We start from the raw sequence: 11,750 nt of genomic DNA, 5'->3' as shown, positions 1-11,750 counted from the left end.
GCATAGCCGGGTAGCTACATACGGACGGGATAACCGCTGAAAGCATCTAAGCGGGAAGCCCACCTCAAGATTAGATTTCCCTAGGGGTTTAACCCCTCTGAAGGTCCGTCGAAGACTACGACGTTGATAGGTTGGGTGTGTAAGTGCAGTAATGCATTGAGCTTACCAATACTAATTGACCGTGAGGCTTGACCATATAATAGGTCTTAGACAATTTTGATACGAGACATGATCGTTTCCAAAGTTGACGCGAATACAAACAACTTAAGCAATTCAATCAGACATTGCTGTTACTAACCAACTAATCAAATTTATTCGTGAGTGGAGTGCAAGATAAAATGCAGAGATGCATCCGCACTTCAAGCACAAGCCAGTTTTCCTGGGGAAAATAGCGCTATGGAACCACCTGATCCCATCCCGAACTCAGAAGTGAAACGTAGCAGCGCCGATGGTAGTGTGGGAGATCCCATGTGAGAGTAGGTCAACCCCAGGGCTTCATTAAGAGCTCCTAGCTAATCAGCTAGGAGCTTTTTCTTTGTCTGGATTTTTTAAGTAATTTTTAAGTAATTTCTCTTTATTCAATAGAGTTAATAGAAAGCAGAATGATGAATGGCTACTAATAATCCTGAATCTTTTCTCCTTAAGAAAGCTCCTGGAGCTACGGGTATGGACTACTTCATTCTTTTAGCCAGCGCATGCCCGCAGTTTGGGCATTTTCGATGCCCCTTGCCGGCACGCAGTTTTTGGAAGAACGTGATAGTGAGGACCGACAATTCATCAGCCTCTGTTTGTTTCAGGGTTTGAACTTATAAGAGGATTTATTGAGTGGCGGGAGCCGACTCTCTCACTCTTATCACAACTGTATGCCCGCCGGTCGGTATCTTCTATGCCCCTTGCCGGCACGCAGTTTCTGGAAGAATGCAGTAGTAAGATACGGCAACTCATCAGCCTTTGTTGCCTCAACTAATCATTTTTATGATTCTTAAGAGGATACGTGGAGCTGCGGGAACCGACTACTTCATTCTTTTAGCCGGTGCATGCCCGCAGTTTGGGCATTTTCGATGCCTCTTGACGGCACGCAGTTTTTGGAAGAACGCTATAGTGAGGACCGGCAATTCATCAGCCTCTGTTTGTTTTAGGGTTTGAACTCATAAGAGGATTTATTGAGTGGCGGGAGCCGACTATCTCACTCTTATTACAACCGTATGCCCGCCGGTCGGCCTTTTCAATGCCTCTTGCCGGCACACAGTTTCTGGAAGAACGTGATAGTAAGATCCGGCAACTCATCAGCTTCTGTTTGTTTTAGTGTTTGAACTTATAAGAGGATTTATTGAGTGGCGGGAGCCGACTATCTCGCTTTTATCACAACTGCATGTCCGCCGGCCGGCATTTTCAATGCCTCTTGCCGGCACGCAGTTTTTGGAAGAACGTGATAGTGAAGACCGGCAGCTCGTCAGTCTGTTTTTTTCAGTATGATTAATTATTAATGTAGCGATATTTGCCGGCATGCGATTATTGGAAGTATGCAGTAGCAAGATCCGGCAACTCATCAGCCTCTGTTTGTTTCAGGGTTTGAACTTATAAGAGGATTTATTGAGTGGCGGGAGCCGACTATTTCACTCTTATCACAACTGTATGCCCGCTAGTCGGTATCTTCTATGCCTCTTGCCAGCACGTGATTTTTGGAAGAACGTGATAGTGAGGACCGGCAATTTATCAGCTTTTATTTGTTTTATTATTATATTTCTAATATAAAAGGTTTTTGGAAAGGCGGAAATCGACTACTTTACTCTTTTAACTAATGTTTGCTTGGCATCTATGAGGTCGCGAAATTAGTTGTTACTGATGAATTTTTGTATTCCACAGACAAGTATCGAGGATATCGATAGAATGATAGGGAAGCGTTGATTATTTATTTGTTGAATCTTCAGAAGGTATAACATGAAAAAATGTTTCATCTTCTTTAATAAGACCTAAGTGTTTTCTGGCTAACTCCTCTCTTGCAGAGTAGTTGTGCTTGATTCCATTGATAATTTGTCGAGCATGATTATTTTGATTATGTAGTCTTTTATTTTGCTCTTTTAATGCTTCTAACTTTACTTGCAGCTCTTCAATCTGTTTGGGGCCAGAATCTGTATCAAACCATATCTGTTTAATAAGTAGCCCTAATACGAGAACTAATATAAGTAATAGTAGGTGCATTAGTTTCATAATTGATTAACTCGCAATGTATACGAAAGCCTCTAGATTTGAGATAATGAGCAGATAGATGTTTTAATCCACTATTATAGCGCATAAGTACTTATGAAAGACAGTATAATTATAAAGTTAGATGAATTGGCGGAACGGTTAGAAGAGGTATCTCATCTTCTATCGGATCCTGATGTGATCAGTGATAATAATAAGTTTAGAGAATTATCACAAGAATATGCTCACCTAGACCCTGTCGTTGCAGAGTTTAATGAGTGGAAGCAAAATGAAGCTGCATTGCAAGATGTGAAAGAGATCTTTGATGGCTCCGATAGCGAAATGAAGGAGTTGGCAAAAGAGGAGCTTCCCTTATTAGAGGCAGAGAAAGAGCGATTAGAAAAATCATTAAGTATCTTATTATTACCCACAGACCCTTATGATGATAGCAATATCTTCCTTGAGGTTCGTGCCGGAACAGGTGGAGATGAAGCAGCTATTTTTGCGGGCGATCTTTTACGTATGTATATGCGTTATGCCGAAGAGCGTGGCTGGCGTGTTGAGTTGATCAGCGAACATCATGGTGAGCATGGTGGATATAAAGAGGTGATTGCTCGTATTGAGGGGCAGGGTGCTTACTCTCGTCTTAAGTTTGAATCGGGAGCACACCGTGTTCAACGAGTTCCAGAGACAGAATCTCAAGGTCGAGTTCATACTTCCGCTGCTACCGTGGCTATTTTGCCAGAAATTCCTGAAACAGAGATGATTGAGATTAATCCCGCAGATCTTAAAATCGATACATTCCGTTCATCAGGTGCCGGTGGACAGCACGTTAACGTGACAGATTCAGCGATTCGTATTACGCATTTACCAACCGGCGTTGTGGTTGAGTGTCAGGATGAGCGTTCACAGCATAAGAATAAGGCGAAGGCGATGAGTCTTCTTGGATCCCGACTTTTAGAAGCTGAACGTGAACGTGAGCAGAAAGAGATGAGTGAAACTCGTCGTAGTTTAGTAGGTTCAGGAGATCGTTCAGAGCGTATTCGCACTTATAACTATCCTCAAGGACGGATCACAGATCATCGGATCAATTTAACGCTCTATAAGCTTGATGAGATTGTTAATGGTGATCTTGATCAGATTATTGAGCCCTTAATTCAAGAGAACCAAGCAGATCTATTAGCTGCGATAGGGGATGAGTCATAATATTTTATGAAGAAGGTGAGTGATAGGTTAAAGTTACGCATTCTTGCTACAACCGATATCCATGGTTTTTATACAAACTTTGATTACTATAAAGATCAGGTTGTCGATCGTTTAGGGCTGATTAGTCTGGCGAATCTAATTGATGATGCCCGTTGTGAGAATGGTAATACCTTGCTCTTTGATAATGGAGATCTGCTACAGGGATCTCCGATGTCTGATTATCTACGTGATTATGCCGTCACCAATGGCCATCCCGCCTATGCGCTGATGAATGCAATCGGTTATGATGCGGCAACGTTAGGTAATCATGAGTTTAATTTTGGCGTGCCTTATCTACTTGAAGTATTGTCTCAAGCCAATTTCCCTTATGTTAATGCCAATATTGAAACGATAGATGGTGTGCCTTTTCTTCCCCCTTCTGTGATGTTAACGCGAAACTTTATCAGTGAAGCGGGCGCGGAGATTGAGTTGAAAATTGGGGTTACCGGAATTGTACCACCCCAAATTACAACTTGGGATAAGACGCACCTTGATGAATATGCGGTTGCCAATCATCGTTTAGTGACTCAAGATGCCTATCAAGCTGTTAAAGAAGAGGCTGCAAATTTGAAGGTTGCAGGTGCTGATTTAGTGGTTGTTTTAGCCCATACAGGTCTCTCTAAGCGTCCTTTTGAGGAGGAGATGGAGAATAGTGGCTACTATATCGCTCAGATTGAGGATGTGGATCTTCTAATTACAGGTCATCAGCATCGTCGTTTTCCTTCTGAAAGTTATCGTGAATTAAGTTCCTTAGGTTTTGATGTTGATGCGGGGACCATTTGTGGTACACCTACTGTCATGCCGGGATCATGGGCAAAATGGTTAGGCGTGATCGATCTAGAATTAGTTGAGAGTGATGAAGGCTGGCAACTACTTGAATCAGGAAAGAGTGAGTTGCGCGGGATTGATAGTTATTTAGCTCCTGGCAGAGCGATTAATCCTCTCTATTGGAAGAGTATCGAAGTGGCACATGAGGTGATTCGTGAAACGATGAATGTTCCCGTTGGTTATACCGATAGCGGGTTTTATAGTTATCTCTCTTTGATACAAGATGATAATTGTATTCAGATCGTTGCTGATGCGCAGAGCCATTATGCCGAGAAGCTGTTAGCGGAGCTTCCTCATCGAGAAGAGCTTCCGCTTCTTTCCGCAGTTCCACTCTTTAAGGTGGGAAGTCGAAAAGATGATCCCACTTACTTTACCGAAATCTCTCCTGGAAAGCTCTCTTTTAAAGATATTGCTGATCTCTATGTCTATCCCAACTATCTAGTTGTTTTAGAGATCTCGGGAGAGAATTTAAAAGAGTGGCTTGAGTGTTGTGCAAGTATCTACCATCAGATTTTACCAATGGATGAAGTGCAACATCTGATTAATTGGGCGAAATATCGTCCTTATAATTTTGATGTCATTAAAGGAATTACTTATCAGATTGATCCAACGGTGGCTCCTCGTTATGCCCCTGATCTAACATTGATGAATCAGGAGAGTGAGCGAATTGTTAATCTAGAGCATGGGGGGAGAAAGATTTTGCCAGAGGATCGATTCTATCTAGCAACTAATAGTTATAGAGCTTTGGTGGATCGTTTTCCCGGCGCGGGAAAAGGCAATATGGTTTGTAGCACGATGAAGGAGATTCCCGAAGTAATCCTCTCTTATATTATGGAGAAGGGGGCGCAGATGTTGAGTATCAACCCTGATTGCAATTGGTCTCTTGATCAATCCGCGCTTGAAGGACGATCGGTTTTGCTAGAGTCTGCTAATAGCGCTTTAGCCGAATCTATTATTTCGCAGACATCACAATATCCTATTAAGAGAGTTGGAGAAGATGCTGAAAAGTTTGCACTCTACCAGTTAGATTTTAGGTAGTGCGAGACTAACGCATCTTATTTCTGATTCGTTATAAATCTCTGTTTTTACGCTTCTTTCGATGGATCTTTTCCTCTACTTATCTCTATTTCTCTGAGAAATCTCTCTCTTTTATTGTTTGAAGATAGAGAGATTTCAATTTTTTACTTAGATCCAGAACTATTTTTTGACGTTTGCTATTGATCATTGGTCCCTCTTTTTCAAAATATTGTGGGTAGGAGCGGAGATAACGACCTTCAGCAATCAATTGGTGTAGATCGCTTTTTTCACTCTCATCATTCTTATCTCTCCAACCATTACTTTTATCATTTTTTTGAATTTCCTGAAGGTAGATCGGTTGGAGAACAGCATGACTTCTTCCGTTGAGAAGACCGACAACATAGAGCATTCTCGAGAGAAGGAGATCAATTGCCGTATCATTGATACAGTAGGTCTCTAAGTTATTAAGATGATCGAGAAGAGAGTTTCCATAATGTTTAAAAGAGGCGGCAAGTCCTCCTAATATCGCGCCAGTCGCTGTTGCTGCTCCTAAAGTGGTAAAGCCTGCTAAAGCATCAACGCCGGCAAAGAGGCCCGCGCCTACACTTGCGCCTTTACCAAACTGCATTGAAAAATCGATGAGATTATCACTTGTGAAGAGATCTTGCTCATATTGTGATCCTTCAATTGCTAATTGAAAATAGGCGATATCTTCACGATTAAATTGATAAAGAGAGAGCAGTGCTTCAAAGGCGCGTTTTTCTAATTTTTCAATCATTTGATTGAGTTTTTTCATTACCTTTTCTGCCGGGGCATTCTGCTTCTCTTTGAGTTGTAAGGTCATCAAATTGAGATAGAAGTTTGCCACAATCTGCATCGCTCGCTCTAAGCGTTGTTGATCCGCTAATTCTTCGAGAGCGTTATAAGCCATAATTTCCGCATAATATTCAGGAAACATAATCGCGATCTGCTCATAAAATCGCTTCTTTTGTGGCGGCATAATAGTATCAAATTCGAGATAGTGATGAATGCCGTGGGCTTTAAGATGCTGTTTCCATGCAGAAAGATGTTCTCCTTGAATAAAGTTGAGAATGGGGAGAATCGGTTTATGGGTCTTCTCAATGAGTGTCAGCTCATCATCAAATTTAGGAAGGAAGGGGAGACGACAATCGACGACATAACAGATCAGATCGGCCACAAAGAGTTGCTTAATCACCTTAACCTCTTGTTCAAAGAGCGCTTCAACCGCATGATCTTGGGCAAATTTAAGGAGATTTTCTGACTCCTCTAATCGTGTATTAGAAGGATACCGCTCCTCTAGAAGATCGAGGACCCCCATCGCATCTTCCATGCCGGGAGTATCTACATAGGTAAATGTTAATTCTTGAGAGGCGCGTTTAATCTCGGCGACATCGATGGTAGTTGAAGCTTCATCACGAACTTCACCAAAATTTCTCTCTCGGGTAATCGTTCTAATTAAGGAGGTCTTTCCTGTATTGGTATGACCTACGATAGCGATCTTTAATGTTTTTAGCCCCATAATTATTCGACGGAATCTCCTTTTAATCGATTAATGTATTAAATCAATGTATTAAATCAATGCATTAGATGTAATAGATATCATAGATGCAGTCGCTATGATAGCGGATCGCTATTACTTCTAGGTGGCTGATCTCCTCTATTTTTTACCTTCTGCGGCGCAGGGTAGAGAAGAATTCTTTCATCTTTATAGAGATTAGGGGTCAATTTATGTTGCCACTCCTCTTCTCGTGAAGGATTTTGATGGGTTACTAAGATGATCTCGGTGCTTAATGCTAAATTCATCAATGTATAGATTCTTCGTAATAGACTTCTATCAGGCGTCAATTGAGTATCGATATAGATAATAAGATATGCAAGAGGCGACGATTGTAGTTGGGAGAGTAGCTGTTGGAAATCAGCTCTGCTATTGATGATCTCCACGATTTTATCACTCTCTTTAGAGTGAGGTACCTCTCCGACATAGTCGAGGGCAATCCTTTTTTCACCTTCTCCGTAGCGGATGCTCTTCGGTGGGCGAAGGCTTTGTGGTCTTGCTTTTGCGGCATCTATCACTTTTCCTTCCCCAGATAGAAGCGAACGATGCTCATTTTTTTGTTGATCTTTGAGATACTTCTTATAGCTTCTTTGGGCGAGAAGGAAGAGTATAATACGTGGAATTAAACCATAGAGAGCAATCATTATTAAGATCCAGCGCGCCCATGCGGCATTCTCGATGGCGGTAGGGGGTAGATTGAGACTATGTTCAACAATTGCAGGGGAGATCAATTCTCCGGCGATGAGGTCAGGAAGAAAGTTCAAGAGTTGAATGATTAGAAAGTAGAAGTCACTACGATCAGGAAAGAGAGTACTAAAGAGATTGAAGGAGTACTGCTTGAGGGTAAATTGAAAAAAGAGTGTAACGAGCAGTGTCGCAAAAATTAAGATCCATGCGCCATGCATAATCACTTTACTAAGATAGAGTAGCTGTTTTGGATCGGGTTCATTGATCTTTTCTGAGCTATTTGAGAGACTTTTTCGAAGCGGTTTTTCAACTTTTTGCCATCCTTTTTGTAGTAGCAGTAATAACTCAGCAAAGAGTGAATGGCGTCTTACAAGGGCAAAAAGAAGAAACAGATAGGCAGGTAGAAGAATTCCCAATATGAGTGCAATAGGATGAATAGGTGATGTTAAAAGCGCATTACTACCACTTGCCGTGATAAAGATGATAAGTAAGGAGAAGAGGAGAATCGCTCCTTTAGAAAAACGTTGATTATCCTTAAATTGATCTGGGTATTGCACGTCTTCTCCTCTTTATGCTCTGTGAATAACTTCATAGAGAAGGGTGTTCCCTTTCACAGCTGTAATTCTAATTTGACTGCCGGCAGGGAGATCTTCCCCTTCAATCGCCCAAGTGCTATCTCCAAGTGCAACACGCCCTTGTTGATTGATAACGGCTTCTTGCAGCGTGATATTTCTTCCAATAAATTCAGAACCCCTAGTCTGATTGAGGGCACTACTCTTAATCTCTTTTCCTTTATAGGTTTTAACACCGACAATGACCGCAAGAAGTGCAAAAATAGCGAAGAGAAGAATCTGCAGAATAATCGATAGATCGATAACACTTAAGACCCCACCGACCATTAATGCAGCAATACCGATCCAAAAGAGATAGACGCCGGGAAGAATAATTTCAAAGAGAATAAGGAGTGCCCCGGCAATGAGCCAGAGCATCATGGGATTGATATCTGAAAAGAGCGCAATCATTTAGATTCCTTTTGTGCAGATTTAACGAGCTCCGCAATACCTGCAATTGAGCCAACAATGCCGGATGACTCCATCGGCATCATAATAATCTTATCATTTTTACTCTCAGCTATCTTACCAAATGCTTCAACATATTTTTGCGCAACGAAGTAGTTAATGGCTTGCACATCCCCTTCTCGAATTGCTTGAGAGACCATCAATGTTGCATTTGCTTCCGCTTCCGCTAAGCGTTCACGAGCTTCTGCTTCTAAGATCGCCGCCTGCTTTTTACCTTCAGCCGCTAAGATTGCTGATTGTTTCTCCCCTTCTGAGCGAAGAATATCTGCTTCTCGCACTCCTTGAGCCTCAAGAATTGCTGCACGTTTTTCTCGCTCAGCCTTCATCTGCTTTGCCATGGAGTCGACAAGATCACGCGGGGGTTCAATATCTTTAATCTCAATTCGGGTGACTTTGACGCCCCAAGGTTCAGTTGCGTGATCAACAACGGCTAAGAGACTTGCATTAATCTCATCTCGTTTTGATAATAATTCATCGAGATCCATTGATCCCATTACTGTTCTGATATTAGTCATGGTGAGATTTAAGATCGCAGATCCTAAATTGTTAACAGCGTAGGCAGCGCGCGCAGCATCATTGATCTGAAAGAAGACGACACCATCGACCCGCACCATTGCATTATCTTTGGTAATAACCGCTTGTGAAGGGACATCGGTGACACTCTCCATCATGTTGATCTTTCGTCCAATACGGTCAAAAATAGGGATAATAAAGGAGATCCCCGGGGTGATAGTCTTTCGATAGCGACCAAAGCGCTCAATCGTATACTCATAACCCTGAGGCACCATTTTGACCCCTAAAAAAATGAGGAGAATTGCGATAATCGCAATAATTAAGACTAAAATTGCACTGGTTGTCATAGTGACCTCTTAAATAATTGTATCTATTATCGAAATAGAGCGTATTGAAATAGATATCAAAATGGGTATCAAAAATAGATATTGGGATGTAAAAATTGAGGAGTAGACTTAAAGACGTTGATCCACTCTCAATGAGCCACTCTCAATTTTTAGAGTTATTTTTTAGACTTAGCTAAACTGATATAATCTATTATATTATAGATAAAAAAACACCTATCTAACGAACTTTTAGATAGGTGCAATCTATAGTGATCAGTTACGAATCTTCATGAACTGATTTCTCATGCTGCATTAAGCACTAAATGAGTTACCACATCCACAAGTTGTTGTAGCATTGGGGTTACGGATTACAAATTGCTCACCTTGTAGATCATTGACATAATCGATCTCAGCGCCCACTAAATATTGGTAACTTAATGGATCAATTAAGAGCACTACATCTTGGTTCACAACTTCAACATCACCCTCTTCTACTTCATTGGCAAATGCAAATCCATATTGGAAGCCTGAACAGCCACCGCCTTGGATATAGACACGAAGTTTAAGTGTTGAATCACCTTCCTCTTCGATTAAGCTCTTTACCTTAAGTGCTGCAGAATCTGTGAAGTTAATTCCTGTATCTTCAATCATCGACATCCCTTTCTCCTTAAAATCAATACATTTCTGCTCCATTATACCGCAGATTGATCGGTAAGGTGAGAACACTTTTGATATTTAGGATAAGAAAAGATGGGGCTTTCCCTAACTTTTTGTAAACCTAAGGACTCTTGAAATATTTTAAAAAAAAGAGGGTGGGAGAGAGGCTCAATATTAATTAGCATTATTAATCAATATTATTAATATGTATCTTGATAAGAACCGTCCATTTCCCATTTCCCATTTCTCATTTCTTGTTCTCTATTCTCCACACACCATTACTTATCAAGTAAGTCTTCGCATCTGATGATTGTAGTTCTTAATAAAGTGGGGCAGGCTAGGGTTGGCATTATCTCGTCGCCAGACAAGCTCAAGGTCAAATGTCACATCAAGCTCCGGCAACTCATGCATTACAACATCGTAAACCTTCAGATATTTGGCTACTGCCGGCACAAAGGTATATCCTCGGCCTGCAGAGACAAGGCTCAACATAGAGTTGTAATCGCAACCTTCATGATCAATTTTTGGGGTGAAATCATGGCGTCTTAACTCATCAATAATCATTTTATAGAGGTCAAAAGCTTGATTTTCCGGTGACCAGATAAAGGGTTCTGAACGTAATTGGTCGATCTTTTCGGGCGGATGATCAGCAAAAGGTGAGTTTTTATTAACTGCCAGAAGCATCGATTCTTTATAGAGAAATCGACCTAAAAAATCATTATCATCTTGTGGCCGGATAAACATAAAGCCGGCATCTAGCTCCCCATTACGAAGTGCCATAATCTGTTTTCGGGAGTGCATTGTGCAGACATTCAGGGAGATTTCAGGGTTATATTTTCGAAATTCACTTAAGTGTTGTTGCACTTCAGTGAGCCAGATGTGTTGTGGCGTAATCCCAATTTTGAGGTAACCAATATCGCCTCGATCTGCTTTTACCGCCTGTGATTTTGCACGCTCAATAGCATTGAGAATATTGAGAGCATCTTGATAAAACTTTCTTCCGGCAGATGTTAATACCATTCCTCTAGCATGCCTTTCAAAGAGGGTAACACCGATGGTCTCTTCAAGGTTCTTAATCTGTCGAGTGATGGCGGGTTGGGCAATATGTAGTGATCTTGAAGCCGCCGCTACACTGCCAAGTTCTGCAACCATCACGAAATAGTGTAGTTGTCTATTTTCCATATTATTCCCTTAATTATTTCAAATTATTTCAACTAATTGTTTTTATTGATTTTCTTGGTTTTATCTGTTTTTAACTTGTTTTTTAACTATTTGGCTTTTTATTTGGTTTTTGGGGTGTCTTCCTAGATATCTTCATCATTATTGTGTAGATACTCTTGAGTGATTCTTAAGAGAAATTGATCAAGATCTTATCTATGATATTACCCTATTTTCAACATGTTGTGTCGATTGCTCTCCCAAGGTTCTCTTTATCTTGAGCAATTAAGCGTCTTTTAAGAGGCGAGAGTAGTATATATAACAAAAAGGTATATGAGGATCACAATAAAGGTATTATTTATAAAATATGGGATTTGATAATATTGTATTCATGCTATTTGCCCTAATTTAAGAAGAAGCAAAAAGGTATAGGTTTGTAGTTGTAGGTATTATGTAGTTTTGGCTGTAATGACTGCA

General features: G+C 40.9%; 9 protein-coding genes and 2 rRNA genes. 4 read left to right on the top strand and 7 right to left on the bottom strand.

All coding sequences use genetic code 11. The features are described 5' to 3' along the window. Positions 1-196: ribosomal RNA gene (locus DC082_RS06050) — 23S ribosomal RNA — on the top strand; the annotation flags it as partial. Positions 197-378: 182 nt separating this feature from the next. Continuing rightward, positions 379-493: ribosomal RNA gene (gene rrf / locus DC082_RS06045) — 5S ribosomal RNA — on the top strand. Between the two features lie 1,415 nt (positions 494-1,908). On the opposite strand, the gene DC082_RS06040 is transcribed toward rrf, so the two are convergent. Continuing rightward, a complete protein-coding gene (locus DC082_RS06040; RefSeq protein WP_109236140.1) occupies positions 1,909-2,211 on the bottom strand; it encodes an FtsB family cell division protein in 303 nt (100 codons plus the stop codon). 93 nt (positions 2,212-2,304) lie between these two features. Here DC082_RS06040 and prfA point away from each other — a divergent pair, with 93 nt between their 5' ends. Both prfA and DC082_RS06030 read left to right on the top strand, forming a co-directional pair. Next, positions 2,305-3,393: a peptide chain release factor 1 gene (prfA, locus tag DC082_RS06035; RefSeq protein ID WP_109236139.1), complete on the top strand. Its 1,089-nt coding sequence runs from the start codon at positions 2,305-2,307 to the stop codon at positions 3,391-3,393. A gap of 6 nt (positions 3,394-3,399) precedes the next feature. Beyond that, a complete protein-coding gene (locus DC082_RS06030) occupies positions 3,400-5,298 on the top strand; it encodes a bifunctional 2',3'-cyclic-nucleotide 2'-phosphodiesterase/3'-nucleotidase (protein ID WP_109236138.1) in 1,899 nt (632 codons plus the stop codon). Between the two features lie 85 nt (positions 5,299-5,383). On the opposite strand, the gene DC082_RS06025 is transcribed toward DC082_RS06030, so the two are convergent. The 6 genes from DC082_RS06025 to DC082_RS06000 all read right to left on the bottom strand — a co-directional run bounded on the left by DC082_RS06025 (position 5,384) and on the right by DC082_RS06000 (position 11,297). Further along, positions 5,384-6,817: a GTPase/DUF3482 domain-containing protein gene (locus DC082_RS06025; protein ID WP_109236137.1), complete on the bottom strand. Its 1,434-nt coding sequence runs from the start codon at positions 6,815-6,817 to the stop codon at positions 5,384-5,386. A 95-nt stretch (positions 6,818-6,912) separates the two neighbouring features. After that, entirely contained in the window at positions 6,913-8,097 is a 1,185-nt protein-coding gene (locus tag DC082_RS06020; RefSeq protein WP_109236136.1) for a DUF2868 domain-containing protein, read from the bottom strand. Between the two features lie 12 nt (positions 8,098-8,109). Continuing rightward, positions 8,110-8,562: an NfeD family protein gene (locus DC082_RS06015; RefSeq protein WP_094566577.1), complete on the bottom strand. Its 453-nt coding sequence runs from the start codon at positions 8,560-8,562 to the stop codon at positions 8,110-8,112. Then, the gene (locus DC082_RS06010; protein ID WP_094566578.1) at positions 8,559-9,479 is read right to left on the bottom strand and encodes an SPFH domain-containing protein; all 921 of its coding nucleotides are present in this window, start codon (positions 9,477-9,479) and stop codon (positions 8,559-8,561) included. The genes DC082_RS06015 and DC082_RS06010 overlap by 4 nt, the downstream gene beginning before the upstream one ends. Positions 9,480-9,770: 291 nt before the next feature. Then, entirely contained in the window at positions 9,771-10,151 is a 381-nt protein-coding gene (gene erpA / locus DC082_RS06005) for an iron-sulfur cluster insertion protein ErpA (RefSeq protein ID WP_369828025.1), read from the bottom strand. Between the two features lie 249 nt (positions 10,152-10,400). Beyond that, positions 10,401-11,297 (bottom strand): LysR family transcriptional regulator, encoded by an 897-nt coding sequence (locus DC082_RS06000; RefSeq protein ID WP_094566580.1) that lies wholly within the window; start codon positions 11,295-11,297, stop codon positions 10,401-10,403. Positions 11,298-11,750 lie beyond the last annotated feature (453 nt).

Source organism: Ignatzschineria indica (genome assembly GCF_003121925.1).
Lineage (GTDB): Bacteria > Pseudomonadota > Gammaproteobacteria > Cardiobacteriales > Wohlfahrtiimonadaceae > Ignatzschineria > Ignatzschineria indica.
This window is presented reverse-complemented; position numbering and strand designations above follow the sequence as displayed.

Bases quoted from the DNA above. Each gene is read 5' to 3' on its own strand.
- DC082_RS06040 (WP_109236140.1), bottom strand. From the start codon at position 2,211: ATGAAACTAATGCACCTACTATTACTTATATTAGTTCTCGTATTAGGG.
- prfA (WP_109236139.1), top strand. From the start codon at position 2,305: ATGAAAGACAGTATAATTATAAAGTTAGATGAATTGGCGGAACGGTTA.
- DC082_RS06030 (WP_109236138.1), top strand. From the start codon at position 3,400: ATGAAGAAGGTGAGTGATAGGTTAAAGTTACGCATTCTTGCTACAACC.
- DC082_RS06025 (WP_109236137.1), bottom strand. From the start codon at position 6,817: ATGGGGCTAAAAACATTAAAGATCGCTATCGTAGGTCATACCAATACA.
- DC082_RS06015 (WP_094566577.1), bottom strand. From the start codon at position 8,562: ATGATTGCGCTCTTTTCAGATATCAATCCCATGATGCTCTGGCTCATT.
- DC082_RS06010 (WP_094566578.1), bottom strand. From the start codon at position 9,479: ATGACAACCAGTGCAATTTTAGTCTTAATTATTGCGATTATCGCAATT.
- erpA (WP_369828025.1), bottom strand. From the start codon at position 10,151: ATGGAGCAGAAATGTATTGATTTTAAGGAGAAAGGGATGTCGATGATT.
- DC082_RS06000 (WP_094566580.1), bottom strand. From the start codon at position 11,297: ATGGAAAATAGACAACTACACTATTTCGTGATGGTTGCAGAACTTGGC.